Consider the following 26,258-nt stretch of genomic DNA (forward strand, 5'->3'; position numbering starts at 1 on the left):
CGCGGCACGCTCACCCCGGGCACACCCGGCGTGGTGAGTTCGGGCGCGGAGCGCGCCGCAAGTCACCACACTGTTTCCGGAGGGTGTGGCAGCCACTAGTTACTGGCGAGTAGCATTGCCGACACATTCTGGGTTCACGCCCGCAAGGAGGCTTGCTGTGCCCCGTGAAGTACGCGAGGTCGTCTTCGTCGACGGCGTCCGCACCCCGTTCGGCAAGGCGGGCGGCATGTATGCCGAGACCCGCGCCGACGACCTGGTGATCCGCTGCATCCGAGAGCTGCTCAAGCGGAACCCCGACCTCCCCCCGGAGAAGGTGGAGGAGGTCGCGATCGCGGCCACCACCCAGATCGGCGACCAGGGCCTGACCGTCGGCCGGACCGCCGCGCTGCTCTCCGGCCTGCCCAAGACCACCCCCGGCTACTCCGTCGACCGGATGTGCGCGGGCGCCATGACCGCGGTGACCAACGTCGCCGGCGGGATCGCGATGGGCGCGTACGACATCGCCATCGCCGGCGGCGTCGAGCACATGGGCCGGCACCCGATGGGCGAGGGCGTCGACCCGAACCCGCGGATCCTGGCCGAGAAGCTGGTCGACCCGTCCGCCCTGGTGATGGGCTCGACGGCGGAGAACCTGCACGACCGTCTGCCGCACATCACCAAGGAGCGCGCCGACGCCTACGGCCTGAATTCGCAGATCAAGACCGCCAAGGCGTACGCCGACGGCAAGATCCAGCCGGACCTGGTGCCGGTCGCGATCCGCAGTAAGGAGCTGGGCTGGGGCCTGGCCACCGTGGACGAGGCGCCCCGCCAGACCTCGCTGGAGAAACTGGCCACCCTGAAGACCCCGTTCCGCCCGCACGGCCGGGTCACCGCCGGCAACGCGGCCGGGCTCAACGACGGCGCGACCGCGGCCATCATCGCCGACGAGGCGACCGCCCGTGAGCTGGGCCTGCCGGTCGCGATGCGGATGGTCTCCTACGCGTTCGTCGGCGTCGAGCCGGAGATCATGGGCTACGGCCCGATCCCGTCGACCGAGAAGGCGCTGAAGAAGGCCGGTCTCACCATCGACGACATCGGCCTGTTCGAGCTGAACGAGGCCTTCGCCGTGCAGGTGCTCGCCTTCCTGGACCACTACGGCATCGCCGACGACGATCCGCGGGTCAACCCGTGGGGCGGCGCGATCGCCATCGGCCACCCGCTGGCGTCCTCGGCGATCCGCCTGATGACCCAGCTCGCCCGGCAGTTCGCCGAGCGCCCCGACGTCCGCTACGGCGTCAACGCCATGTGCATCGGTATCGGCATGGGCGGCACCGTGATCTGGGAGAACCCGTATTGGGAAGGCGCGGCCAAGTGATCGAGAACCCGAACGAGGTAGTCACCAAGGCCATCCTGCGCCTGGTGCCGGTTCCTGGGCTGGCCAAGCCGGCCGCCCTGATCACCCTGGACAACGGCTTCGACCACAAGAAGCCGAACAGCTTCGGGCCGGGCGGGCTGACCTCGCTGGACGAGGCGATCACCGCGGCCACCGCGGCCGGGCCCGCGTTCATCGCGCTGACCGGCAAGCCGTACATCTTCTGTGTCGGCGCCGACATCACCGGCATGCCGCTGATCAACTCCCGCGAGCAGGCCCTCGCCCTGGGCGAACTCGGCCACCGGGTCTTCGCCCGCCTCAGGAACAGCGAGATCCCGACGTTCGCGTTCGTCAACGGCGCGGCGATGGGCGGCGGCCTGGAGGTGGCGCTGCACTGCCACTACCGCACCGTCTCCACCGGGGCGGCGGCGCTGGCCCTGCCCGAGGTCGCGATCGGCCTGATCCCCGGCTGGGGCGGCTCGCAGATCCTGCCGAACCTGATCGGCATCATCAACGCGGCCACGATGATCCTGCAGAACCCGCTGACCCAGAAGCAGCTGCGGCCGAAGCAGGCCAGGGAGTGGGGTGTCGCGGACGAGCTGTTCGAGGCGGCCGACTTCCTGGAGGACTCGCTGGCCTGGGCGGCCCGCGTGGTCAACGGCGAGGTCACGGTCGAGCGCCCGGAGATCGAGCGCAAGGACTGGGACGGCGTCCTGGAGTTCGCGAAGGCGGTGCTGGACGAGAAGCTGCACGGCGCCGTCCCGTCCGCGAACAAGGCCCTGGAGCTGCTGGCCCTGGCCAAGACCGCGTCCTTCTCCGAGGGCACCGCGGCCGAGACCGAGGCTCTCGCCGACCTGATCATGGGCGACGAGTCGCGCGCCAGCCTGTACGCGTTCGACCTGGTCCAGCGCCGGGCCAAGCGCCCGGTCGGGGTGCCGGACCGCTCGCTGGCCCGCAAGGTCACCAAGGTCGGCATCGTCGGCGCTGGCCTGATGGCGTCCCAGCTGGCCCTGCTGTTCCTGCGCCGCCTCCAGGTGCCGGTGGTCCTCACCGACCTGGACCAGGAGCGGGTCGACAAGGGTGTGGCCTACGTGCACGCCGAGATCGACAAGCTGGTCGGCAAGAAGCGGATGGACGAGGGCACCGCCGCCAAGCTGCGCCTGCTGATCAGCGGCTCGGTGGACAAGTCGGTGTTCGCCGACGCCGACTTCGTGATCGAGGCGGTGTTCGAGAACCTGGAGCTGAAGAAGCAGATCTGGGCCGAGTTCGAGAAGATCGTCAAGCCCGAGGCGATCCTGGCGACCAACACCAGCTCGCTGTCGATCACCGAGATGGCCGCCGATCTGGAGCACCCGGAGCGGCTGGTCGGCTTCCACTTCTTCAACCCGGTCGCGGTCCTGCCGCTGCTGGAGATCATCCGCGGGGAGCGGACCGACGACGCCACGCTGGCCACCGCGTTCGAGGTCGGCAAGACCCTGCGCAAGTCGTCGGTGCTGGTCAAGGACGCCCCGGCGTTCGTGGTCAACCGGCTGCTGACCCGGGTCACCAGTGAGATCTTCGAGGCCATCGACGCCGGCACCCCGCTGGACGTGGTGGACGTGGCGATGGACCCGCTGGGCCTGCCGATGCGGCCGATGGCGCTGCTGCAGCTGGTCGGCCCGGCGGTGGCGTACCACGTGGGTGAGACCCTGCACGCCGCCTTCCCGGACCGGTACACGGACTCGCCGAACCTCAAGCGGATCGTCGACTCCAAGCTGCCGGTGATGGTGGACAAGCAGATCAACCCCGCGGTGGTCGGGATCCTGCAGACCGGTGACGCCCCGCTCACCGCCGACCAGGTCCGGCAGAAGGCCCTGGACGGCCTGGCCGAGGAGATCCGCATCATGCTCGACGAGGGTGTGGTCGCGGAGGCGCAGGACATCGACCTGTGCATGATCCTCGGCGCCGGCTACCCGTTCCACCTGGGTGGGGTGACGCCGTACCTGGACCGCAGCGGCACCGCCGAGCGGGTCACCGGGAAGCGGTTCCTGGCCGACGGCGTGGCGAACGTCCGCGACTGATCAGGCACTCCTTCGAGGCCCCCGCACTCGTGGTGCGGGGGCCTCCGGCGTTATCGTGCACGAATTCGTGCAGGCAGCGACACGCGAGTTATGGAGCGTCGATGACATATCCCCCACCGCCCGGGCCGTCCGGCTATCCGCCGCCGCCCGGCGATCCGGGACACCTGCCGCCGACCCAGCAGTACGGCGCCCCGCCCGGGTACCCGCCGCCGCCCGGATACCCCCAGCAGCACGGATATCCCCCGCCCCCGCCGCCGGGCTACCCACACCAGCCCGGCTATCCGCCGCCCGGCTTCCCGCCCCCGCCGGCACCCAGGTCCCGGACCGTACCGATCGTGCTGGTCTCGCTGGCGATCGTTCTGGTGCTCTGCGTCGGCGGCACCACGGCCCTCTACCTGATCGGCAAGAACGCCGAGGACACCGCCGCCCGGATCACCATCACCGAGCCGTCGACGCTGGGCGGGCTACCGAAACTGGACAGCGCCGAGTTCGCCGCGATCACCGAGGACATGGAGAAGGAGCTGGCCGGCTACCCGGGCGCGGAGAGCTCGTTCGGCGCCATCTACGGCTCGCCGGAGGACCGCAACATGATCGCGGCACTGGCCACCAAGGCGACCATCGCCGACCCGCAGCGCGAGCTGGACGCGTCGTTCACCACGTTCGGCCGGAGCGCCAAGGTCACCGGCATCGGCCCGGTCGGCACCGGCACCCTCGGCGGCGTGGCCCAGTGCGGCTCCAGCGCGATCACCGGCGTGGACGTGGCGATCTGCGGGTGGGCCGACGAGGGCAGCGTCGGCATGATCATGTATTTCTTCCAGCAGGCCGGCGACGTCGAGGAGTCGTTCCCGCAGCTGCGCGCCCAGATCGAGACCAAGACCCGCGACTAGCACACGGAACCTAGGCCCGGACCCGGGGGACGCTGGCCGTGGCCGCCACCACCGGGGTGGTGTCCGCGGCCGGCAGGGAGACGGTGACCTCCAGGCCGCCGCCCTCGATCGCCACCGCCGAGACGGTGCCGCCGTGCGCGTCGCAGACCGCCCGCACGATGGACAGGCCCAGCCCCGAACCGCGCGACCCGGTCCGCTCCCAGCCGCCCCGCTGGAACGGCTCGAACAGGCCCGGCACGTCGGCCGGCTCCACCTCGTAGCCGGTGTTGCCGACGATCAGCAGCGACCGCCCGTCCACCGACGCGGTGCGCAGCCACAGCCGGCCGAGCAGATGGTTGTAGCGGATCGCGTTCTCGATCAGGTTGCCGGCCAGCCGGTCCAGCAGGCTCGGGTCACCGACCACCGGGGCCGCCGACAGGTCCTTGCTGACGTCGAGTTTCAGCCGCTCCGCCTCGGCCCGCACCGCCGACAGCGCGTTGTGCACGCTCATCGACAGGTCGGCGGGCACCTTACGGACCAGCCGCCGGCCGGACTGCGCCTCGGACCGGGCCAGCACCAGCAGCGCGTCGACCAGCCCGTTGGCCCGCTCGGAGGCGTTGCGGACCACCTTGGCCATCCGGCGGTACTCGGCCACGTCCGCCTCGTCGTCGCTGAGCGTCACGTCGATCTCGGTCCGCATCACCGCGAGCGGGGTGCGCAGCTCGTGCGAGGCGTTCGCGACGAACCGTTTCTGCGACTCGAAGGCGGCGGTCAGCCGGTCCAGCATGGCGTCGAAGGTGCGGGCCAGCTCGGCCACCTCGTCGTCGCCGCCGGAGTACCGGATCCGCTGGTCCAGGGTCTCCTCACCGAGCCGCTGCGCGGTCTGGGTGACGTAGTGCAGCGGCCGCAGCGCCCGCCCGGCCATCAGGTAGGCCAGCGCCACCCCGATCACCCCGACCGCGATCAGCGCGCTGAACCCCTTGATCAGCAGCTCCCGGGAGGCCTGGGCGACCATCTCGGCCTGCCAGGTCAGGGCCCCCTTGGTGGTGCCGTCGGTCAGCGTCACCACCGACCCGGGGGCCAGCTCGTCGACCGGGTGCAGCGACTCGCTGACCAGCAGCCAGGCCAGCAGCACCAGCACCGCGCCCGCCCCGACCAGCAGGATCCCGTTCAGCAGGGTGAGCCGCAGCCGCAGGGTGGGCCGCATCCGGCGTTTCGCTCCGGGATAGACCGTCACGGGGTCACGACCGGGTCGGGAATCCGGTAGCCGGCCCCCACCACCGTCTCCACCAGCGGTGGATCACCCAGTTTCTTGCGCAGGGTGTTGATGGTGACCCGGACCGTGGTGGTGAACGGGTCGGTGTTCGCGTCCCACACCCGGTCCAGCAGCTCCTCGGTGGAGACCACCCCACCCTTGGCCTTGAGCAGCTCCTCCAGGACGCCGAACTCCTTGTTGGTCAGCTCCAGCGGGACCCCGCCGCGGCTGACCACCCGGCGGGACTGGTCCAGGGCCAGGTCACCGGCGGTGAGCACCGGCGGGGCGGCCGGGGTGGCCCGCCGGCCCAGCGCCTGCACCCGGGCGACCAGCTCCTTGAAGTCGAACGGTTTCGGCAGGTAGTCGTCGGCGCCCAGCTCCAGGCCCTCGACCTTGTCCTCGACCGTGGAGCTGGCGGTGAGCATCAGCACCCGGGTGAGCGCGCCCGACTCGACCAGCGCGGCGCAGATCTCGTCGCCGTGCATGCCGGGCAGGTCTCGGTCCAGGACGACCACGTCGTACCGGGTCACGTAGGCCATCTCGTGGCCCTTCAGCCCGTCGTAGGCGACATCGACCGCCATGCCCTTGCGGCGCAGCCCACGCACGATCGCGTCGGCCATGTCCCGCTCGTCCTCGACCACCAGTACACGCACCACGGCCTCCACAAACCTGATCCCCGTGCAGGTTACGTCAGAGCCGCCACACCCCCACCGACGAATCGAGGCGGCGGCAGACCAGCACCCCGGTCACGAACCGGCAGTCACCGGCGATACGTTCGGCGATCCCGAGCACCCGCACCTTCCCGGTGGCCAGTTCGAGGACGCCGTATCGCATCTGATAGTCCGGCGACCGGATCCGGTAGACCCACGCGGTGCCCGGCTCCGGCCCGGACCCGCCGCTGCGCCAGGGACCGACGTCGGCGACGATCCGGCCGGTCATCGGGTCGAGGACGGCCAGCTCCGGATCGATCAGGTCGTCCACCCCGACCAGCAGCCGGTCACCGATCGGCTGGGTGAACGCCCAGAAGTCGTTGCGCCACAGGTCACGCCCGGTGGCCGGGTCGATGGCGGCCAGCCCGCCGGGACGGCCGGTCAGGCAGATCACGATCCCGCAGGCGTACGGGTAGGTGTTCTCCTCCAGGCCCGGCACGGCCCGCCAGCGTTCGGTCAGGTCCCGCCCGTCGTAGCCGACCGTGCCGATGTCCGGGTGGCCGACCAGCAGCAGCCCGCCGGCCGACCAGAACTGGGTGCGCCCGTCCACCGGGACCGTGGTGCGGGTGGTGCCGGCGGACCGTCCGGTGCCGGTGTCCCAGGTCTCGATCAGCCCGTCCGGGCGCAGTGTGTAGATCCGCTCCGGGAAGTCGGCCCGGTCCTGCGCGTCCCGCACGATCATCTGCCCGCCGGCCGGCCGGGACACCCGCCAGCGGGTCGCGCCGGTCCGGGTGTCCAGCCCGACGAAATCCTGGAAACTCTCGGTGAGGGCCTCGAACGCCAGGGCCGTCGCCCGGTCCGGGGCCAGGCCGTAGAGGAAGACCTCCCGGTTCCACACCGGCTCGGACGAGCCCGGCCGGACCGCGGCCACCGCCGTGCCGCCCTCGAAGTCCCCCTGGTAGCTGTAGAGCAGCAGGTCGCCGGGCCCGCTGCCGATGAAGCCGACGTCGCCGTCGAGCACCAGCGTCCACCGTGGTCCCGGGGTCAGGCCGGGCAGGGTGTACGAGCCGACCGGATACCGCATCATCCGGCGGCTCCGCGGCTGCCCGGCCAGCTCCTCGCCGGGCCCGATCACGTGGATCCGGCCGTCCTCCACCCGGACCGAGTCGCGCACCGTGACCGGCAGGGTGAGCGGTTCGGGCGGGGGTGGCGGCGGCGGGACCGCGCCGCCGAGCGCGACGGCCAGCGCCAGGGCCGGCGGACCGAGGAGCCGGCGGTACGGCAGCGAGCGCCGTGGACGGGCCGGGTCCGGCTCACCCACGCCGGCCGCCGGAACCTCACCGAGGTCGATCACGGTGTCTCGCACACCCTCATTGTCGGGCCGGCCCGTCTCAGACGCGGTATGCCCAGATCCGCAGTCCGCGCAAGTCCCGGCAGACCAGGTACCGGTCGTCGCCGCCGCACTCCTCACCGTCGAGATCGGCCACCCCGAGGATCCGCACCTCCGGACGGCCCGGCCGGATCACCCCGAAGGCCTGCCCGCCGCCCTCGTTGTCGCGCCGCAGCAGCAACGTCCGGTCGGCGAAGCTCTCCACCGTGTCGGCCCAGCCGGACAGGTCGGCGAGGGACTCCCCGGTGGCCGGGTCCAGCAGTCCCACCGGTCCGCCGGTCGCCGGGTCGGTCCGCAGCACCCGGCCGCCGGCCAGGTCCAGGTCGGCCGCCGAGGTCAGCGCCCACGCGGTACGGCCGGTCCGGGAGTCCAGCACCGCCGTGGCGTCCCGGCTGCCGGCGCAGAGCAGCCCGGTGCAGGACGGCGGGTCCATCTCGGCCCGTGCCGGCCGGGTCCAGAGCGGTTCCAGGGTGCGGGTGTCGTACCCGGCCCGCAGCTCCGCCTCGTCGTAGCCGACCAGGGCCACATCGCCGATCACGTCGCTGGTGGACGGCCCGGCGCCACCGTGCCGGGGCAGCGCGGTCTCCCGCAGCAGCCCGCCGGTCCGCGCGTCGTGCAGGGTCAGCCGGTCCGAGGCGGTGATCAGCACGGCCGGCTGCTCGCCCGGGACCAGGTCCACGGTCACCGAGCCGGACGGGGCCGCGGTCCAGCGGACCCGCCCGGTGTCCAGGTCGATCCCGCGGACCTCGGTGCGGATCGGCGGTTCGGTGTGCGGCTGCCCGTCGGCCGAGAAGTAGAGCATCCCGGGGTCGCCGGAGTCCTGGTCGTAGAGGGTGCCGTCCCGGAAGATCCGCTCGGTGACCAGGCCGGTGCCGCCATCACCGACGATGCCGCCTTCACCCACGGTGACCCGGGACGGCGTGGTCCACCGGATCCGGCCGGTCCGGCTGTCCAGCGCGGTGGTCGCCGGGCCGGTGGTGACCAGCACGACGTCGCCGTGCTGGCGCACCCGCAGCGGGCTGAAGACACCGCCGGGCGAGGTCGTCCCGTCCGGCGGCAGGTCGGTGGACCAGACCCGGGCCGGCTCCGGGCGGGGCTCCCAGGCGGTCAGCACCCGCCGGTCCCCGGCCGGGGCGATGGTGAACAGCCGCCCGCCGGCCAGCTGGATCGGGGCGTCGACGCCGGCCGACGACGGGACCAGCCCCAGGTACTCCCAGACCGTGCCGGTGTGCGGGGCGGCACCGCCCAGCAGCACGGTCAGCACGGTCCCGAGCAGCAGCCCGAGAACCCGGTAGCGGTGGGGTGGCGGGGCCGTGCCGGCGCCGGGATCGAGCGGGGTGTCGCGATCCAGCTCGATCAGCGTCACGTCACGGACCTCCCGTTTCCCGGCGTCAGGCAGTCCCGGAACGGTACGCCCAGACCACCAGCTCGCCGTACATCGACCGGCAGATCAGCCGCCCCGGGACGCTCTGGCACTCCCCCGTCCCGGTGGGCAGCTCGGCGAGCAGGCGCGGGCCGGCCACACCCGGGGCCGCGACCGCGATCATGGTACGCGGGCCGGGGCCGATCTCCCGGACCACCAGCAGGTCCCCGTCCGCGGTGGTGCCTGGCACCGGCCGCCAGCCGGTCAGGTCGACGAGCACCTCGCCGGTCTCCGGGCGCACCACCCCGGCCGGCGAGTCCGGCCCGTCCGCGTACGCCACCAGATGCCCACCGGTCTCCTCGACGGTGCGCCAGCCCGGCCGGTGCCAGAGCAGGTCGCCGGTGGCCGGATCGACCATCCGGACCCCGTCCAGCCCGATCAGGCAGGCCAGCCGCCCGCAGGCCCGGGTCTCCCGGGTGCTGCCGGCCGGTTTCGTCCACAGCGGCCGCAACGTCTCCGGGTGGTAGGCGGACATCTCCACCCCGGACGGGCCCGGATGCCGCAGCAGCACCAGACCACCGGCGATCACCGGATTCTCCGGGTCGTAGTTGGCGGCCGGCAGCCGTCGCTGGGCCAGCACGGCGCCGCTGTCCACGTCGTAGACCTGGGCGGTGAGATCGTCGCGGACCAGCAGCATCCGGGGCGGGCCGTCGGACCGGCCGGGCACGCCGAGCAGGACCGCGGTGGACGGCACCCACAGCCGCCAGCGGGCGAACCCGGTCGGCGGGTCGATCACCTCCACCGACCGCTCCACCCGGCGGCCGGTGCCGGAGACGCTGCGCACCCCCTCGACCGCCACCATCAGCCCGCTGGCCGGGAAGCTGACCACGTTGCGGCCGTGGTGCCAGCGCCGCTCGCCGGAGGTGAGGGCGAGCGCGGTGGTGCCCGGCTCGGAACGGCCCCGCGCCCACGGGCGCAGCAGGAGCACCCCGCCGCCGGTGCGCAGCCGGTAGACCGGGATGTCCTGGCCGATCCGCCACTGCCGGTCGCCGGTCTCCAGGTCGTACGAGGTCAGCTCGCCGGCCGACTGCACCAGCAGCCGGTCGCCGCTGGTGGTGAACGGGTCACCCGGGCCGATCGGGACACGCAACAGCGCGGTGAGCGGCGGGCCGGGTGGTGGCGCCGAAGCCGTGACGGAGAACAGCAGCAGCACCGCGAGCAGAGCCGGGCCGAGCCAGAGCGGCGTGGTGCGCCGCCCCGGCTCGGCATACGTCTCCGGTTCGCCCCGCTCCAGGCCGAGGTCGATGACGAATGCAGACCCGTCCGCTCCCATACCTCAAAGGTAACGGTTGCGTAACGAAACTGCCCATCGGCTCAGACGTGCACCTCACCGGCCGCCAGACCGGACACCGTCGCGGTCACCTCACGGGCCACATCCTGCGCGGTCAAACCCAGCTGAGCCAGGATCTGCGCCCGGGTCCCGTGCGCAACGAACTCGGCCGGCACCCCGAAGTCCCGCAGCGGCGTCGGCACACCCGCGTCCCGCAGCGCCGCGGCCACCGCGTCACCGACACCACCGGCCCGCACACCGTCCTCCACAGTCACCACCAGACGGTGCTGCGCGGCCAGACCGGTCAACTCGATCGGCACCGGGCGAACCCAGCGCGGGTCCACCACGGTCACGCCGTAACCCTGCTCGGCGATCCGCTCGGCCGCGTCCAGCGCCAGCCCGGCGAACGAACCCACCCCGACCAGCAACACATCCTTACGCTGATCCTCACGCAGCACATCGATCTGGCCCACCCGGCGCAGCGCCGGAGTGTCCGCAGCGACCGCGCCGGTCGGGAACCGCACGATCGTCGGCCCGTCCTCCACCGCGACCGCCTCGCGCAGCTCCTCACGCAGAGTGGCGGCATCCCGCGGGGCGGCGATCCGCAGACCCGGCACCACACCGAAGACACTCATGTCCCACATGCCGTAGTGGCTCGGCCCGTCCGGCCCGGTGATCCCGGCCCGGTCCAGCACGAACGTCACCGGCAGCCGGTGCATCGCCACATCCAGCAGAACCTGGTCGAAGGCCCGGTTCAGGAACGTCGCGTAGACCGCCACCACCGGGTGCAGCCCACCCATCGCCAGGCCGGCCGCACTGGTCGCCGCGTGCTGCTCGGCGATACCCACGTCGTACGTCCGCTCCGGATACTTCTTCGCCAGCGCGGCGATCCCGGTCGGCTCGGCCATCGCGGCGGTGATACCGACCACGTCCGGCCGCTCGTCGGCGATCGCCACCAGCTCCTCGGAAAACACCTTCGTCCACTTCAGCGACGGCTTCGCGGTGAGCACACCGGTCTGCGGGTCGAAGGCGCCGGGCCCGTGCAGGCAGTCCGCCTCGTCCTGCTCGGCCGGCCGGTAGCCGTAGCCCTTGCGGGTCACCGCGTGCACGATCACCGGCGCGTCGAAACCCTTCGCCCGGCGCAGCGCCGACTCCATCGCCTGCTGGTCGTGCCCGTCCACCGGCCCGATGTACTTCAGGCCGAGATCCTCGAACATCGGCTGCGGGCTGACCGCGTCCTTGATGCCCCGCTTGACCGCGTGCAGCACCTCGAACACCGGCTTGCCCACCACCGGGGTCTGGCCCAGCGCGTCCTTCACCAGGTCCAGCACCTTCTCGTAACCCGGGTTCAGGCGCAGCGTGGACAGGTGGTCGGCCAGGCCGCCGATGGTCGGCGCATACGACCGGCCGTTGTCGTTGACCACGATCACCAGACGGTTCTTCGTGGCCGCGATGTTGTTGAGCGCCTCCCAGCACATGCCACCGGTCAGCGCGCCGTCCCCGACCACCGCCACCACGTGCCGGTCCTCACCGCGCAGCGCGAACGCCTTGGCCAGGCCGTCGGCGTAGGACAGGGCGGTCGAGGCGTGCGAATTCTCGATCAGATCGTGCTCGCTCTCCGCCTGGCTCGGGTAGCCGGTCAGGCCACCCCGCTGACGGAGCAGGTCGAAACCGTCCTGCCGGCCGGTCAGAACCTTGTGCACGTACGACTGGTGACCGGTGTCGAAGAGGATCTTGTCGCGGGGCGAGTCGAAGACCCGGTGCATCGCCAGCGTCATCTCGACCACACCCAGGTTCGGCCCGAGGTGACCACCGGTCCGCGACACCTTGGCGACCAGGAAGTCACGGATCTCGGCCGCGAGCAGAGTCAACTGCTCCGCGGACAGTCGCTTCAGATCACCGGGAGCGGTGATGCTGGACAGCAGGCCGGCCGGGGTCGAGGGGGAGTCGCTCATGAGGGTGGAGTCTATCCGTGCGACGCGTGCACGCGAGTTGAGCGAACGGACCGTCACCAATCCTCCACACAATTGGAACATCCCCTACCCGGGCAATTCACACCCCCGGCTGGCCGTGGGATCAGGCCGTCCGGCATCCTGGAACGCACGCAGCGACTGGCGGCACGGGGATGGTCGAACCATCGGGGAGCTGCTCGTCACGAGGGAGTCGACCGCCTGGGCTCCCCGGCTGAGGGAGACCTATGTCCACCGCACGACTGCTGCCCGGCGCCCCCGTCGCCGAGTCGGTTCTCGACGACGTCCGCGCCCGGGTCACCGCGCTGAAGGCCCGCGGCGTCCAGCCCAGCCTGGCCACCATCCTGGTCGGCGACGACGACGCCAGCGCCGGCTACATCCGGATCAAACAGAAGCAGGCCGCCGAGCTGGGCTTCGAATCCCCGCACGAGCACCTGAGCGGCGACGTCACCCAGGCCGACCTGCTCAAGGTCATCTCCGGGTACAACGACGACAAGAACGTGCACGGCGTCCTCATCCAGTACCCGATCCCCGGCCACCTGGACTACGACGCCGCCCTGCAGACCCTCGACCCCGACAAGGACGTCGACGGCATGCATCCGCTCAACATGGGCCGCCTCGCCGTCGGCCTGCCCGGCCCGCTGCCCTGCACCCCGGCCGGCATCGAGGCGCTGCTCGCCTTCCACGGCGTCGAGGTCTCCGGCCGCGAGGTGGTCATCCTCGGCCGGGGCGCCACCCTCGGCCGCCCCCTGGCGATGCTGCTGGCCCAGAAACGCCCCACCGCCAACGCCGCCGTCACCGTGGTGCACACCGGCGTCAAGGACTGGCCCCGCTACGCCCAGCGCGCCGACATCCTGATCGCCGCCGTCGGCGTCCCCGGCATCGTCAAACCCGAACACGTCAAGCCCGGCTCGGTGGTGATCGGCGCCGGCGTCCGCTACGAGGGCCGCCGCCTGCTCCCCGACGTCGAGGAGTCGTGCGCCGAGGTCGCCGGCGCGATCACCCCACGGGTCGGCGGCGTAGGCCCGACCACGGTGGCAATGCTCTTCCGCAACGCGGTAGCCGCCGCCGAAAGAGCCACCCCGTAACCCCCAACCCACCCCCTCGATCTTCGGCTAGCCGTACCTCAGGCAGGTAACTGTCCGGCTAGCTGAACATCAGGCAGGTAACTGCCCGGCTAGCTGAACATCAGGCAGGTAACTGTCCGGCTAGCCGTACCTCAGGCAGGTAACTCCGGCTAGCTGTACATCAGAGAGGTAATGAGACCGCCATAACCTCTCTGATGTACAGCCGGGACAGCACAAAACAGCCGAGCCGTACATCAGACACGTAATGAGCCCCCAATAGCCTCGCTGGCGTACGGCTAGCCAAACGTCAGGCGGGTGATTCGGCGCCTTTGCAGTAGCCGAAGGCTGGGCGGGGTGGTGTGGTCAGGGGGTGGGGAGCAGCAGCGCCACGCACTCGACGTGCTGGGTCATCGGGAAGCAGTCGAAGGCACGTAGGGTCTCGACTCGCCAGCCCTGGGTGCGGAACGTCTTCAGGTCGCGGGCCAGCGCGGCCGGATCGCACGCCACGTAGGCGACGGCCCGGGGCCGGGCGGCCGCGATCGCACGGACCACCCGGGCGCCGGCCCCGGCCCGGGGCGGGTCCAGGACCACCAGGTCGACCGGTGCGGTGATCCGGCGGCGGGCCAGGGCCAGGTCGACCCGGGCCTCGACGATCTCGGTGCCGGGCAGGTCGGCCAGGTTGGCTCGGGCGGCGGCCGCCCCGGTCGGCGACGACTCGACCACCACGGTGCGGGCGCCGGTGCGGCCGGCCAGGGCGGCGGCGAACAGGCCGGCCCCGCCGTACAGGTCCCAGGAGGTCTCTCCGGGGGCCGGTTCCAGCATCTCCAGCACGGTCTCGATCAGGGTGTCCGCAGCGGCCGGATGGACCTGCCAGAAGCCTTGCGGCGGCACCCGCCAGGCCCGGCCGCCGGCTTTCTCGGTGACCTCGGGCGGGCCGGAGAGCCGGATCAGCCCGGTTTCGGCGGCCTCGCTCAACTCGTCGCCGGGCTGTGGCGCGGTGGAGCCGGACGGCCGGGCCAGCACCGTCACGTCTCCGCCGGTGGTGGCGACCGCCTGGACCGCGTCGACGGTGGGCCAGTCGTTGGCGAGCACGTCGAGGTCCTGGACGGCGGGGTGGGCGATGAGGCAGCGGTCGATCGGCACCACCTGGTTGGAGCGGTGCTGGAGCAGTCCGGGCCGGTCGGCGGCGTCGATCGCGTAGCGGACCCGGCTGCGCCACCCGAGTAGTGATTCCGGGCCGGGTGCGCCGGGGAGGGGCTCCACGCGTACGAAGATCCGGTTCTGTTCTTCTTCGGGCAGGCCGGCCAGGCGGGTCAGTTGTTCCCGGACCACCGCGGTCTTCCAGCGCAGCTGGGCGTCGCCGGAGGCGTGCTGGAGGTCACAGCCGCCGCAGCCGCCGGGGTGGGCGTAGGCGCACGGCGGGGTGACCCGGTCCGGCGAGGCCTCGTGGATCTCCACCGCGTCGGCCCGCAGCCAGCCGCGATGCAGTTCGGTGATTTCCGCGGTGACCCGTTCGCCGGGCAGCGCGTGCCGGACGAAGACCACCCGGCCGCCGGGCCCGCCGATCCGGGCGACGCAGTGGCCGCCGTGTGCGGGTGCGCCGACGGTGACCTCGACCCGGTCGCCTTCCACCAGTTCGTCGTAGCTGTCGGTCATGGCTGATCACTGTCTCCGGGGTCGGTGCCGTGGCCGCGCGGGCCACGGGCGGGGGCGCGGCTGAGCACCCGGTCCAGGCGGTCGAGGTCGCGGTCCTGGCTGGATCGCAGCTGCCAGGGCACGCTGGTGACCATCACACCGTTCTCGAAGAGCAGGCGGCCCTTGATCCGCAGGGCGCTCTGGTTGTGCAGCAGGTTCTCCCACCAGCGGCCGACCACGTACTCCGGGACGAAGACGGTGACCACGTCGCGCGGTGAGGCGCGGCGGGTGTTCTTCACGAAGTCGAGAATCGGCCGGGTGATCTCCCGGTAGGGCGAGTCGACGACGGTCAGCGGGACCGGGAGCTGGCGGCGTTCCCATTCGGCCTGGATGGCCCGGGTGTCGTTGTCGTCGACGTTGACGGTGACCGCGGTGAGGGTGTCCGGCCGGGTGGCCTGGGCGTAGGCGAGGGCCCGCAGGGTCGGCTGGTGCACCTTGCTGACGAGCACGATGGCGTGGTTGCGGGAGGGCAGGACGGGCCGTTCGTCGGTGGGCCGGAGTTCTTCGGCGATCCGGGTGTAGTGCCGGTGGATGCCGACCATCAGCATGTAGATGACCACCATGGCGGCGATCGCGATCCAGGCGCCGAGCAGGAATTTGGTGATCAGGACGACGATCAGGACGGCGCCGGTGAGCACCATGCCGAAGGTGTTGATGGCCCGGGAGCGGAGCATTCGGCGGCGCTGGACCGGGTCGCGCTGGGTGCGCAGCAGCCGGTTCCAGTGCCGGATCATGCCGGCTTGGGAGAGGGTGAACGACACGAAGACGCCGACGATGTAGAGCTGGATCAGTTTGGTGACTTCGGCTTCGAAGGCCACGATCAGCACCATCGCGGCGACGGCGAGGAACAGGATGCCGTTGCTGAACGCCAGCCGGTCGCCGCGGGTGTGCAGCTGGCGGGGCAGGTAGCGGTCCTGGGCCAGGATCGAGCCGAGCACCGGGAAGCCGTTGAAGGCGGTGTTGGCGGCCAGGAAGAGGATCAGTGCGGTGACCGCGCCGACCAGGTAGAGCAGGATCGACCCGCTGCCGAAGACGGTTTCGGCGAGCTGGGTGGTGACCGTCTTCTGGACGTATCCCTCGGAGGCGGCGTTCGGGATGATCTGCAGCAGCGGGTTCTCGACGAACTTCAGCTGGGTGGCCTGGGCGAGCAGGATGATGCCGTAGAGCATGACCAGGGAGAGTCCGCCGAGCAGCATCAGGGTGATCGCCGCGTTGTGGCTCTTCGGCTTCTTGAAGGCGGGCACCCCGTTGGAGATCGCCTCCACCCCGGTCAGTGCGGCGCAGCCGGAGGAGAAGGTGCGCAGCAGCAGGAACGCGAAGGCGAACTGGCTGAGGTGGTCCTCTTCGGCCACGATGGTCAGGCCGGCGCTCGGGGCGCGCAGGTCCTCGCCGAGGATGTAGACCCGGAACAGCCCGGTCAGGATCATTCCGACGATCACCACGATGAAGAGGTACGTGGGGATCGCGAACGCCACTCCGGATTCCCGCAGGCCCCGGAGGTTGAGCGCGCTGAGTACCAGGATGGCGATGATCGCGATGATCACCTTGTGTTCGGCCACCCAGGGGACCACGGAGCCGAGGTTGCTGACCCCGGACGAGATGGACACGGCGACGGTGAGGATGTAGTCGACGAGCAGGGCGCTGGCCACTCCGAGGCCGGCTTTCGGCCCGAGATTGACCGTGGCCACCTCGTAGTCGCCGCCGCCGGACGGGTAGGCGTGCACGTTCTGCCGGTAGCTGGCGACCACTGTCACCATGACCACGGCGACGGCGAGGGTCACCCACGGCGAGTAGACGTAGGCGGCCGCGCCGGCGATCGAGAGCGTCAGCAGGATCTCGTCCGGCGCGTACGCCACGCTGGAGAGCGCGTCGCTCGCGAAGACCGGCAGCGCGATCCGCTTCGGCAGCAGCGTGTGCTGGAGCTTGTCGGAGCGGAACGGCCTGCCGAGCAGCAGCCGTTTGGCCAGAGAAGTGGTACTTGCCACGAGTGCCTAGCGTACGGCCCCGTACCCCGGCGCTCGGTGGGGCATGGCAGGCTCACATCCGTCGGCAGAGATTCGGGAGGGCACGAACCGTGCACGTGGTCATCATGGGTTGCGGGCGGCTCGGTTCGACGCTCGCGCAGAAGCTGGACGCCCAGGGTCATCAGGTCGCCGTGATCGACCGGGACGCCGAGGCCTTCCGCCGGCTCGGTGAGGGTTTCGGCGGGCTGACGGTGAACGGCATCGGGTTCGACCGGGACGTGCTGCGGGCCGCCGGGGTCGAGCGGGCTGACGCGTTCGCGGCGGTCTCCAGCGGCGACAACTCCAACATCATCTCGGCTCGGCTGGCCCGGGAGACGTTCGGTGTGTCCCGGGTGGTGGCCCGGATCTACGACTCCCGGCGCGCGGCGGTCTACGAGCGGCTGGGCATCCCGACGATCGCGACGATCCGCTGGGCTTCCGAGCGGATGTACCGGTTCCTGGTGCCGGATGAGCGGGTGGAGGTGTTCCGTGACCCGACCAGTGTGGTCAGCATCGTGGAGACGCCGTTGCACCGGGACTGGATCGGGCGGACGGTGAAGTCGCTGGAGGACCGGACCGGCGCCCGGGTGGCGTACCTGTCCCGGTTCGGGATGGGTTCGCTGGCCCAGCCGTCCACCGTGCTGCAGGACGGCGACCAGGTCTACATGCTGGTCACCGACGAGATGGCCGACCAGGTGCTGGACATCGCCCAGGGCGCCGACAAGGAAGGGAACTGAAGGCGTGCGCATCGCGATCGCGGGAGCCGGGAACGTGGGCCGGTCCATCGCCCAGGAGCTGATCGGCAACGGGCACGAGGTGATGCTGATCGAGCGGCATCCCCGCCAGTTCTGCCCGGAGCGGGTGCCGGACGCCCGGTGGGTGCTGGCCGACGCCTGTGAGCTGAGCAGCCTGGAGGAGGCCGATCTGGCCGGTTGTGACGTGGTGGTGGCGGCTACCGGTGACGACAAGGCGAACCTGGTGGTGTCGTTGCTGGCCAAGACCGAGTTCGCGGTGCCCCGGGTGGTGTCCCGGGTGAACCGGGCGGAGAACGAGTGGCTGTTCACCGAGCAGTGGGGGGTGGACGTCGCGGTCAGCAAGCCCCGGTTGATGGCCGCGCTGGTCGAGGAGGCGGTGACGGTCGGTGACCTGGTCCGGTTGATGACGTTCCGGCAGGGTGAGGCGAACCTGGTGGAGATCACCCTGCCGAAGGACGCGCCGTACGAGGGTCAGCCGGTCCGCGCGGTGCCGATGCCCCGGGACGCCGCACTGGTGGCCATCCTGCGCGGCAAGCGGGTGCTGGCGCCGACCCCGGACGATCCGCTGGAGGCCGGCGATGAGCTGATCTTCGTGTGCACCAGCGAGGTGGAGGACCAGGTCCGGGCGGTGGTCCTCGGCTCGGACTAGGCGGCGTGTTTCTGGGCCGAGGTGACGCGGTGGATGGCCCAGATGGTGAAGGCGAACGTGGCGGCGTAGATCGGCCAGCTCACCAGGATCCGGACGACACCGATGGCGTTCGCCTCGCCGAGCCAGTACAGGTAGGCCTGGATGCCGGCCCGGACGCTCAGTGACACCGCCCAGAGCACGGTCAGCCACTGGAAGGTGCGGAACAGCCGGGTGTTGCCGAACCAGTCCTGTTTGCCCTTGTTGGCCATGATGCCCCAGGCGTACCCGATCAGCGGTTTGCGGATCGCCACCGACAGCAGCAGCACCGCGGTCTGGCCGAAGGTGAGCAGGATGCCGGGCAGGTAGAAGTTCTTGGCGTCGCCGGTCCGCCAGGCCAGCCAGGCGCCGAGGGCGATGCCGAACAGCCCGTTGACCGCGTGCCGCACCGGCTGTTTGCGGGCCAGCCGGACGCCGCCGATGGCCAGTGCCGAGCCGACCGAGCCGACGATCGCCCAGAGCAGCGCCTCACGCTTCTCCAGGCCGAGCGCCTCCAGGCTGAGGATCACGTTGAGCAGCACGAAGGCGAGCACCGGCACGCTCGACTCGATCAGGCCGCGGACACCGCCGAGCTGTTCGGCGATCTGCTCGCTCATCGACGGGAGTTCGTCCTCGTCGTCCTCGGGCCGTTTCTTCACCTCGTGGAGATCCTGCTCCGCGATGATCTCCGCGGCGAGCTTCTCCTCGGCCTCGCCGAGCACCCCGGACAGGCGCTCCTCGACCGACTCGTGCGCGACGTGGCGTGGCTCGGTGCCACTCACCGGGGCGCCTCCAGCTCGTAGTAGGGGTTGTAGATCACCTTGCGATCGTCCCGGATCGCGATCCGTCCGCGCGCGGTGAGCTGACGCCCCGGTTCGATGCCGGCGATGGACCGGCGCCCGAGGAAGACCAGCGTGACCACATCGCTGCCGTCGTAGAGGTCGGCCTCCAGCGTAGGCAGGTTGGTCCGTGGAGTGTACGCCACCGTGCGCAAACGCCCCGAAACCGAGACGACCTGACCTCGGCGGCAGTCGCCGGCCGGGACGGCGCCGCACTTGGCGCTGTCCCGCTGCAACTCCTCGGCGTCGAGCTCCGAGTCGGTCGCCGTCAACCGGCTCAGGAACCGGCGTAATCCGGTGCGCTCTTCGGTCGTCATGACTTCACGGTCACCCTTCGTCGACGACCACGGTACGCCCGAGGAACCCGGTGATCTAGGCCACCTCTCGCCTATTCGGCCTGGGCGGCGGCCTGCTGCTGCTCGGCCATCTCCTTCGGCAGCCGCATCGGCAGCGGCTCGCGCACCGGGCGGGGCTCGTTGTCACGGACCACGACCAGGCCCTCCAGGACCACGCCGAGCACACCCTCACGGCCCGGGTCGGAGGCGGCGGCGCCCTGGTAGAGCGCGCGGACCATCCAGCGGGGGCCGTCCACACCGACGAACCGGACGTCGGCCGGCCCGTCCGGGGTGTTCACCCGGGCGTGCAGCTCCACGCCGTACTTCCCGTCCACCTCGCGCGGGGCGACCCCGTCGGCGGCCATCGCGCCGGCGATCTCCTCGCGCACCTCGGACCAGATGCCCTCGGTCTTCGGGGCGGCGAACACGCCGATCTGCAGGGCACTCTCGCCGTCCACCAGGACGACCTGCTCCACGCCACCCTCCGGGTTGGCCTGCACCCGCACCTCGACGCCCTCGATCGCCGGGATCAGCAGGCTGCCCAGGTCGAGGCGCTGCACCCCGGCCGGGGCGTGCCGGGCGTCCCACGGGCCGAACTCGGGAGCCGGCGCCTCACCGTCGGAGGCGAGGCTGTCGGCGAGCGCCTTCGAGGGCGGCGCGTCAGCCGCACGGACGTGCTTGGCGGCATCGCGCTTACGGGAGAACATCACTGCCAGCCTTTCCTTCTTCTTCGGAGCTCAGAGGGCCTGGTGGCCGCCGGTCGAACCGTGCCCGCCGGCGCCCCGCGCGGTGTCGTCGAGGGTGTCCACCACGTGGAACACCGCACGCTCCACCCGCTGGATCACGAGCTGGGCGATCCGGTCGCCCCGGGAGATCTTGACGGTGGTCTCCCGATCGTGATTGATCAGGTTCACCAGGATCTCGCCGCGGTAACCGGCGTCGACCGTACCGGGCGCGTTGAGGACCGTCACCCCCAGCCGAGCGGCGAGACCGGAGCGCGGGTGCACCAGCCCGACGAACCCTTCGGGGAGCGCGATCGCCACTCCGGTCCGGACCTTCGCCCGGGCGCCCGGGGCGAGCTCGGTCTCCTCGGCGGCGACCAGGTCGGCACCGGCGTCGCCGGGATGCGCGTAGGCCGGCAGGGGCAGATCCGGGTCGAGCCGGAGAACCTGAACGTTCACGTCGGGCACGGGGTGTTCCTCACTGGCGCGGGCACTGCGGGCGGCAACTACCCTGCCATCCTGCCGCGTCACGCCACGGAGGCGCGCCGTACCCTTCGAGGGTGACAGCAGAGTCCCCGGCCCGCACGGTGGCCGCCCATCAGGAACGGCTCCGGCTCCCGTGGTGGGCCTGGCCGGCCAGTCTCGGCGCGGGCGCGGTGCTGGCGACCGAGTTGATGCTGGCCACTCCGGAGCTGCCGATCTGGCTGCCGTACGCGGTGTTCCTCCCGCTCAGCCTGCTGATCCTGGCCCCGATGGGCCGACTTCGGGTCGAGGTGACCGCGGACGAGTTCCGGGTCGACGACGCCCGTCTGCCGGTCGAGCACATCTCCGACGTGGTGGCGCTGGACGCGGCCGGCAAGCGCGAGGTGCTCGGGGTGGGCGCCCACCCGCTCGCCTTCGTGGTGCAGAAGTCGTCCATCGGCACCGCCGTGCAGGTGCTGCTCGACGATCCGGCCGACCCCACGCCGTACTGGGTGGTCAGCACCCGCCGGCCGGTCGAGCTGGCGACCGCGCTGCTGGAGGTCAGTCGCCGAGCGCGGGCCGAACGGACGTCGTCCTGAGGGGTTTCTTGCGCAGGTCGGCGTGCACGTTGTCGCCGACCGTCCGGGTGGCCCGCCGGTTGAGGTAACTGGCGACCGCCGCGCCGGTCAGCATCGGGCCGAGCGTCGTCAGGTTCCGCCCGAACCGCTTCATCAGCTGTTTCTGCAGCTCCTTGCGGGCCGCCGTGCCCAGCACCTTGGCCACGCCGACGCCGGGCACCATCGGGTTGACCCCGCGCTGCCCGGACCACGCCTCGACGAGTTTGACCGCGCGCTCCGGCCCGGTCCCGCCGATCGGGTGCCCGTAGAGCTCGTGCAGCTCGCCGATCAGTTTGATCTCGATCGCCACCACCGCCACCGTCTCGGTGGCCAGCAGCACGGGCGCGGACAGCAGGGTCGGTGCGGCGACCCACTCCACCGCGGCGATCCCGCCACCGGCCGCGCCGACCCCGGCGGTGGCCCGCGCGGCATTGCGGATCAGGCGCTCGGCCAGCTCCCGGTCGTCCATGCCCGGGAAGTGCCGGCGCAGCGTGTCCCGGTCCCGGACCGGCACGTGCGGCGCCACCTCGGCGACCTGGTCCGCGATCCAGCGGACGGCCGCCCTCGGCTTGAACAACCGGCCCACGCCACTACCGCGGACGTGGCCGGCGAGCCGGCCCAGGAGCCGGCGTCGCCCGCCGGGCTCCAGATCGTCCGCGGTGAGAGCCGCGACGGTGCGGCCCACCTCGTCGTCCGGTATCCGGGCAGCGGCGGGCACGATCTCGGTACCCGGCACGGTGTCGGGCTCGGTCGCACGATCCGGCTGGCTCATCGTCGTCCTTCCCGTGGGCGTCACCGGTCCTTTTCCCGGTCACGCCCCAGGGTCAAACCCCGTGTCAAACCTCGTACGCCCGACCGCGGTGGCCGCGATCGGGTGGTGGTGCCGCGCTGCGCGCGAGTGCGCTCAGGCGCACTCGCGGCAGATCAGCTCCCCGTTGCGCTCCGTCGCCAGCTGGCTCCGGTGATGCACGAGGAAACAGCGGGAGCAGCGGAACTCGTCGGTCTGCATCGGCAGAACCTTGACGGTGAGCTCCTCGTCGGCGAGGTCGGCGCCGGGCAGCTCGAAGCTCTCCGCCACCTCGACCTCGTCGACGTCCACTGCGCCCGACTGCGAGTCGGCGCGACGGGCCTTGAGCTCCTCGAGGCTGTCCTCGCCGAGGTCGACCTCATCGCGACGCGGGGCGTCGTAGTCGGTGGCCATCGGTTTTCACTCTCCTGTATCGATGTGTCATTTGGCGTTTGTAACGCCGCTGACAGTCTTTCGGTTCCCGGTTCCGCCGGCCGATTTCCGACACCGGTTTCTACACCGGAAACGGCCGTGGCGAGCGCGGAACCCTACCGCTGTCGCGGCAGGGTTGTACGCGCTCTGGCGGCACATTGTTCCCGATGTGACTGAGGCGACATCAAAGTAGGGGCACCAGCCTCTGGATCATCGTCAACGCGCCGGAAGCATTCCCTGTTTCCGCGCCCCTGGCGGACAGACGCTAACCTCTCGACAGGTCCGGGCACCTTACCCGGTTCCCTCTTCCGATCCTGGAGCCAGCCCCATGAGCTTTGCCCGCGTCCGAGCGCTCGTCGTCGTCGGTGTGCTCGCCGTGGCCGCTGTGGTCTTCGTCGTCGTCACCCTCGTCCGGGACTCGCAGCGTGGTCTCTCGGCGGGCGGCGAGTGTCCCGCCGGGGCCCCGCTGGCCGACATCCGGCTGCCGACCGACCCGGTGGACGTCACCGTCAAGGTCTACAACGGCACCACCCGGGCCGGCCTGGCCGAGCAGGTGACCACCGAGTTCCAGAACCGGCGGTTCACCGTGAAGAACCCCGGCAAGAGCAAGACCAAGTTCGACGGTGTCGCCGAGATCCGGTTCGGCCCGGAGACCGCCGGCGACGCCCAGCTGCTGCGGGCCTACTTCCTGGCCCAGTCGAAGATGGTCTACAACTCCAAGCGCGAGGGCGACGTCATCGACATCGTCATCGGCAACCAGTTCCAGCAGCTCGCCACCACGACCGAGGTGAACCAGTCCCTCGGCGCGATGGGCGAGCCGACCCTGCCGCCCGGCTCGTGCCTCAAGCCGGTCGAGGAGGCCCCCAAGGACAGCGAGTAGTCCGGGGGTCCCTACGCCCCGCCCGCGGCGTCCAGCTCGACGAGCGCCGCGTGCAGGGCCGGGAAGATCGCCGGTGGCGCCGCGACGAGCATCTCCTTGCCGGCCGGCGCCCCGGAGAGCCCGGCCACGGTGAGTCCGGCCTCCGCCGCGATCAAGCCGCCGGCCGCGTGGTCCCACAGATTCAGTCCCTTCTCGAAATAGGCATCGAGCGACCCCTCGGCAGCGTGGCAGAGGTCCAGGGCCGCCGCACCGAATCTGCGGATGTCACGCACACGGGTGATCAGGCGGGCCAGAACTGCACCCTGATGGGCTCGCCGCCGAGGGTCGTAACCGAACCCGGTGCCGACCAGGGTCTGGTCCAGGGTGGTCCGGGCCGAGCCGGTGAGCCGCCGCCCGGCCCGCCAGGCTCCGCCGCCCCGGGTGGCCGTCCACTCGTCACCGGTGGCCGCGTTGATCACCACGCCGGCCACCACCGCGCCGTCCACCTCGGCGGCCAGCGAGACCGCGTACTGAGGCAGGCCGTACAGGTAGTTCACCGTGCCGTCGATCGGGTCCAGGATCCAGCGCACCGCGCCCGGCGCCACGGTGGCCGAGTCGCCGTACTCCTCCCCCAGCACCCCGTCGCCCGGCCGCAGCGCCAGCAGTGCGTCCACCACCTGCCGTTCGACCGCCTTGTCGGCCGCGGTCACCACGTCGGTGTCGGTGCTCTTCGTCTGGACGTCGCCGATCGCCTCGTCCCGCATCCGGCGGGCCGTCGCGGCCGCCTCGCGCGCCACCGGGAGGGCGATCGCCAACAACTCGTCAGGTGTCGATACCACCGGAATCTCACTCACGTATGGGTCCTTTCCGCCGATACCATTCTCGCGTCAGGCGTCTTCGGCGAGGTCGCCGGGCTCCGGCGGCGTGCTGTGGGCGGAGGATCTCGGTAAGCAGCGCTACAATTCACCCCTGCACCCGCTTCACGGACCAGACACCACCGGGACGGTCCGTGACCCGGGAGTCTCCAAAACCGATTCCGGCTCACTCGCCCCCGCGTGCTGCGCTGGACCATGGCCGTGCCCAACCTCATCGCCTCCGGAAGGTCATTCGTGACAGAAGCCCACCAGAACGGTGCCGACGTTCGCTCTCTCACCGAGGCCTTGATCACCCATGCTCAGGGTGCTGGCGGGCAACTCACATCGGCCCAGGTAGCGCACACGCTCGAGTCCGCCTCGGTGAACCCGGCGCAGGCCAAGAAGATCCTGCGCGGGCTGGTGGACGCCGGCGTCACCGTCGTGGTCGACGGTTCCGCCAGCACCCGCCGTAAGGTCGCCGCGGCCCGCGCGACCACCCCGGCGTCCCGAGCCACCACCGCCAAGACCGCACCGGTCAAGAAGACGGCGCCCGCCCCGAAGCAGGCGGCCCCCGCGGCCGCCCCGGCGAAGAAGGCGGCGCCGGTCCGCAAGGCCGCCGCCGCGAAGGCCACCGGCCCCGTGAAGAAGGCGGCGCCCGGCAAGGCCGGCGAGGGCGCTCCGGGCGAGGAGATCAGCCCCGAGGAGCTGGCCGCCGCTGTCGAGGACGTGGTGGTCGAGGAGCCGGCCGCGATGGTCGCGGCCGCCGCGACCGACGCCGCCAGCTCGGCCACCGACGGCGACTTCGAGTGGGACGACGAGGAGTCCGAGGCCCTCAAGCAGGCCCGCCGGGACGCGGAGCTGACCGCCTCGGCCGACTCGGTCCGCGCCTACCTCAAGCAGATCGGCAAGGTTCCGCTGCTCAACGCGGAGCAGGAGGTCGAGCTCGCCAAGCGGATCGAGGCCGGCCTCTACGCCGCCGAGCGGCTGCGGGCCGCCGACGAGGGCGAGGAGTCGCTCGAGCGCAACTTCGAGCGCGACCTCAAGTGGATCAACCGGGACGGCGAGCGGGCCAAGAACCACCTGCTGGAGGCCAACCTGCGGCTCGTGGTGTCGCTGGCGAAGCGCTACACCGGTCGCGGCATGGCGTTCCTGGACCTGATCCAGGAGGGCAACCTCGGCCTGATCCGCGCCGTCGAGAAGTTCGACTACACCAAGGGCTACAAGTTCTCCACGTACGCCACCTGGTGGATCCGGCAGGCCATCACCCGCGCCATGGCCGACCAGGCCCGCACCATCCGCATCCCGGTGCACATGGTCGAGGTCATCAACAAGCTCGGCCGCATCCAGCGTGAGCTGCTCCAGGACCTGGGCCGTGAGCCCACCCCGGAGGAGCTGGCGAAGGAGATGGACATCACTCCGGAGAAGGTCCTCGAGATCCAGCAGTACGCTCGGGAGCCGATCTCGCTGGACCAGACCATCGGCGACGAGGGCGACAGCCAGCTCGGTGACTTCATCGAGGACTCCGAGGCGGTCGTCGCGGTCGACGCGGTCTCGTTCTCGCTGCTGCAGGATCAGCTCCAGCAGGTGCTGCAGACGCTCTCCGAGCGCGAGGCGGGCGTGGTGCGGCTGCGGTTCGGCCTGACCGACGGTCAGCCGCGCACGCTGGACGAGATCGGCCAGGTCTACGGGGTGACCCGTGAGCGGATCCGGCAGATCGAGTCCAAGACGATGTCCAAGTTGCGGCACCCGTCGCGGTCGCAGGTTCTGCGCGACTACCTGGACTAGACCGATCAGTCAACATTCCGTGTCTGAATGGTCACCACCCGTACATCAACGGGTGGTGATCAGACCGTTGTGCAGAAGTGATCGTTGACGTGGCACCCTTGGATCACGGCACACTAGCTGGAACCACCGCACCGGGCCCGGATGGCC

Annotated in this window: 24 protein-coding genes and 1 riboswitch; of the genes, 9 read left to right on the top strand and 15 right to left on the bottom strand. The window is 71.1% G+C overall.

From position 1 onward, the window contains the following. Nucleotides 1-157 precede the first annotated feature (157 nt). The 3 genes from ACQ0O7_RS20620 to ACQ0O7_RS20630 all read left to right on the top strand — a co-directional run bounded on the left by ACQ0O7_RS20620 (nucleotide 158) and on the right by ACQ0O7_RS20630 (nucleotide 4,298). A complete protein-coding gene (locus ACQ0O7_RS20620) occupies nucleotides 158-1,354 on the top strand; it encodes a thiolase family protein (protein WP_430783763.1) in 1,197 nt (398 codons plus the stop codon). Then, on the top strand, nucleotides 1,351-3,411 hold the full coding sequence (locus tag ACQ0O7_RS20625; RefSeq protein WP_430783764.1) for a 3-hydroxyacyl-CoA dehydrogenase NAD-binding domain-containing protein: 2,061 nt from the start codon (nucleotides 1,351-1,353) through the stop codon (nucleotides 3,409-3,411). The genes ACQ0O7_RS20620 and ACQ0O7_RS20625 overlap by 4 nt, the downstream gene beginning before the upstream one ends. Nucleotides 3,412-3,512: 101 nt before the next feature. Then, nucleotides 3,513-4,298, top strand: coding sequence for a hypothetical protein (locus tag ACQ0O7_RS20630; RefSeq protein WP_430783765.1), 786 nt, complete (start codon nucleotides 3,513-3,515; stop codon nucleotides 4,296-4,298). Nucleotides 4,299-4,308: 10 nt separating this feature from the next. Here ACQ0O7_RS20630 and ACQ0O7_RS20635 read toward each other — a convergent pair whose 3' ends face one another. From ACQ0O7_RS20635 to dxs, 6 genes are read right to left on the bottom strand one after another with little or no spacing between them, the layout of a single operon-like run. After that, nucleotides 4,309-5,484, bottom strand: a complete 1,176-nt coding sequence (locus ACQ0O7_RS20635) for a sensor histidine kinase (protein ID WP_430784011.1) — start codon at nucleotides 5,482-5,484, stop codon at nucleotides 4,309-4,311. 26 nt (nucleotides 5,485-5,510) lie between these two features. Continuing rightward, complete coding sequence (locus tag ACQ0O7_RS20640; protein WP_430783766.1) at nucleotides 5,511-6,185, bottom strand: response regulator transcription factor; 675 nt, start codon at nucleotides 6,183-6,185, stop codon at nucleotides 5,511-5,513. Nucleotides 6,186-6,222: 37 nt separating this feature from the next. Next, nucleotides 6,223-7,548, bottom strand: a complete 1,326-nt coding sequence (locus tag ACQ0O7_RS20645; RefSeq protein WP_430783767.1) for a PQQ-binding-like beta-propeller repeat protein — start codon at nucleotides 7,546-7,548, stop codon at nucleotides 6,223-6,225. Nucleotides 7,549-7,573: 25 nt separating this feature from the next. Then, nucleotides 7,574-8,938, bottom strand: a complete 1,365-nt coding sequence (locus tag ACQ0O7_RS20650) for a PQQ-binding-like beta-propeller repeat protein (protein ID WP_430783768.1) — start codon at nucleotides 8,936-8,938, stop codon at nucleotides 7,574-7,576. Between the two features lie 25 nt (nucleotides 8,939-8,963). Further along, the gene (locus ACQ0O7_RS20655) at nucleotides 8,964-10,268 is read right to left on the bottom strand and encodes a PQQ-binding-like beta-propeller repeat protein (RefSeq protein WP_430783769.1); all 1,305 of its coding nucleotides are present in this window, start codon (nucleotides 10,266-10,268) and stop codon (nucleotides 8,964-8,966) included. A 41-nt stretch (nucleotides 10,269-10,309) separates the two neighbouring features. Next, nucleotides 10,310-12,220 (bottom strand): 1-deoxy-D-xylulose-5-phosphate synthase, encoded by a 1,911-nt coding sequence (gene dxs / locus ACQ0O7_RS20660; protein ID WP_430783770.1) that lies wholly within the window; start codon nucleotides 12,218-12,220, stop codon nucleotides 10,310-10,312. Between the two features lie 142 nt (nucleotides 12,221-12,362). Continuing rightward, nucleotides 12,363-12,449, top strand: a riboswitch (ZMP/ZTP riboswitch). Between the two features lie 13 nt (nucleotides 12,450-12,462). Between dxs and ACQ0O7_RS20665 the strand changes: the two genes are divergently transcribed. Further along, the gene (locus ACQ0O7_RS20665) at nucleotides 12,463-13,323 is read left to right on the top strand and encodes a bifunctional 5,10-methylenetetrahydrofolate dehydrogenase/5,10-methenyltetrahydrofolate cyclohydrolase (RefSeq protein ID WP_430783771.1); all 861 of its coding nucleotides are present in this window, start codon (nucleotides 12,463-12,465) and stop codon (nucleotides 13,321-13,323) included. A gap of 342 nt (nucleotides 13,324-13,665) precedes the next feature. Here the strand turns inward: ACQ0O7_RS20665 and ACQ0O7_RS20670 are convergent, their stop codons facing one another. Continuing rightward, the gene (locus tag ACQ0O7_RS20670; protein ID WP_430783772.1) at nucleotides 13,666-14,958 is read right to left on the bottom strand and encodes a class I SAM-dependent RNA methyltransferase; all 1,293 of its coding nucleotides are present in this window, start codon (nucleotides 14,956-14,958) and stop codon (nucleotides 13,666-13,668) included. Continuing rightward, the gene (locus ACQ0O7_RS20675; protein ID WP_430783773.1) at nucleotides 14,955-16,982 is read right to left on the bottom strand and encodes an APC family permease; all 2,028 of its coding nucleotides are present in this window, start codon (nucleotides 16,980-16,982) and stop codon (nucleotides 14,955-14,957) included. Before ACQ0O7_RS20675 ends, ACQ0O7_RS20670 begins: the two co-directional genes overlap by 4 nt. 89 nt (nucleotides 16,983-17,071) lie before the next feature. Between ACQ0O7_RS20675 and ACQ0O7_RS20680 the strand changes: the two genes are divergently transcribed. Together ACQ0O7_RS20680 and ACQ0O7_RS20685 are read left to right on the top strand one after the other, a co-directional pair. Continuing rightward, nucleotides 17,072-17,737 carry a potassium channel family protein gene (locus ACQ0O7_RS20680; protein ID WP_430783774.1) on the top strand — a complete coding sequence of 222 codons (666 nt, stop codon included), beginning with the start codon at nucleotides 17,072-17,074 and terminating at the stop codon, nucleotides 17,735-17,737. Between the two features lie 4 nt (nucleotides 17,738-17,741). Then, nucleotides 17,742-18,404, top strand: coding sequence for a potassium channel family protein (locus ACQ0O7_RS20685; protein ID WP_430783775.1), 663 nt, complete (start codon nucleotides 17,742-17,744; stop codon nucleotides 18,402-18,404). On the opposite strand, the gene ACQ0O7_RS20690 is transcribed toward ACQ0O7_RS20685, so the two are convergent. The 4 genes from ACQ0O7_RS20690 to dut form a co-directional block, all read right to left on the bottom strand. Next, nucleotides 18,401-19,201, bottom strand: a complete 801-nt coding sequence (locus ACQ0O7_RS20690) for a DUF3159 domain-containing protein (RefSeq protein WP_430783776.1) — start codon at nucleotides 19,199-19,201, stop codon at nucleotides 18,401-18,403. The two genes, ACQ0O7_RS20685 and ACQ0O7_RS20690, sit on opposite strands and share 4 nt — an antisense overlap. Further along, a complete protein-coding gene (locus tag ACQ0O7_RS20695) occupies nucleotides 19,198-19,575 on the bottom strand; it encodes an OB-fold nucleic acid binding domain-containing protein (RefSeq protein WP_430783777.1) in 378 nt (125 codons plus the stop codon). The genes ACQ0O7_RS20690 and ACQ0O7_RS20695 overlap by 4 nt, the downstream gene beginning before the upstream one ends. 71 nt (nucleotides 19,576-19,646) lie before the next feature. Next, nucleotides 19,647-20,300 (bottom strand): DUF3710 domain-containing protein, encoded by a 654-nt coding sequence (locus ACQ0O7_RS20700; protein ID WP_430783778.1) that lies wholly within the window; start codon nucleotides 20,298-20,300, stop codon nucleotides 19,647-19,649. 30 nt (nucleotides 20,301-20,330) lie between these two features. Continuing rightward, nucleotides 20,331-20,783: a dUTP diphosphatase gene (dut, locus tag ACQ0O7_RS20705; protein WP_430783779.1), complete on the bottom strand. Its 453-nt coding sequence runs from the start codon at nucleotides 20,781-20,783 to the stop codon at nucleotides 20,331-20,333. 92 nt (nucleotides 20,784-20,875) lie between these two features. Here dut and ACQ0O7_RS20710 point away from each other — a divergent pair, with 92 nt between their 5' ends. Further along, entirely contained in the window at nucleotides 20,876-21,376 is a 501-nt protein-coding gene (locus ACQ0O7_RS20710) for a DUF3093 domain-containing protein (protein ID WP_430783780.1), read from the top strand. Here the strand turns inward: ACQ0O7_RS20710 and ACQ0O7_RS20715 are convergent. Both ACQ0O7_RS20715 and ACQ0O7_RS20720 read right to left on the bottom strand, forming a co-directional pair. Further along, a complete protein-coding gene (locus ACQ0O7_RS20715; protein ID WP_430783781.1) occupies nucleotides 21,339-22,166 on the bottom strand; it encodes a hypothetical protein in 828 nt (275 codons plus the stop codon). The two genes, ACQ0O7_RS20710 and ACQ0O7_RS20715, sit on opposite strands and share 38 nt — an antisense overlap. Nucleotides 22,167-22,298: 132 nt before the next feature. Beyond that, nucleotides 22,299-22,595, bottom strand: a complete 297-nt coding sequence (locus ACQ0O7_RS20720; RefSeq protein ID WP_014446959.1) for a DUF4193 domain-containing protein — start codon at nucleotides 22,593-22,595, stop codon at nucleotides 22,299-22,301. Between the two features lie 346 nt (nucleotides 22,596-22,941). On the opposite strand from ACQ0O7_RS20720, the gene ACQ0O7_RS20725 reads away from it, so the two are divergent. Further along, nucleotides 22,942-23,493 (top strand): LytR C-terminal domain-containing protein, encoded by a 552-nt coding sequence (locus tag ACQ0O7_RS20725; protein ID WP_430783782.1) that lies wholly within the window; start codon nucleotides 22,942-22,944, stop codon nucleotides 23,491-23,493. Between the two features lie 11 nt (nucleotides 23,494-23,504). Here the strand turns inward: ACQ0O7_RS20725 and ACQ0O7_RS20730 are convergent, their stop codons facing one another. Then, complete coding sequence (locus ACQ0O7_RS20730; protein WP_430783783.1) at nucleotides 23,505-24,326, bottom strand: inositol monophosphatase family protein; 822 nt, start codon at nucleotides 24,324-24,326, stop codon at nucleotides 23,505-23,507. Between the two features lie 255 nt (nucleotides 24,327-24,581). Here ACQ0O7_RS20730 and ACQ0O7_RS20735 point away from each other — a divergent pair, with 255 nt between their 5' ends. Further along, on the top strand, nucleotides 24,582-26,111 hold the full coding sequence (locus tag ACQ0O7_RS20735; protein WP_430783784.1) for an RNA polymerase sigma factor: 1,530 nt from the start codon (nucleotides 24,582-24,584) through the stop codon (nucleotides 26,109-26,111). Nucleotides 26,112-26,258 lie beyond the last annotated feature (147 nt).

It is taken from the genome of Actinoplanes sp. G11-F43, assembly GCF_050589265.1.
GTDB lineage: Bacteria > Actinomycetota > Actinomycetes > Mycobacteriales > Micromonosporaceae > Actinoplanes.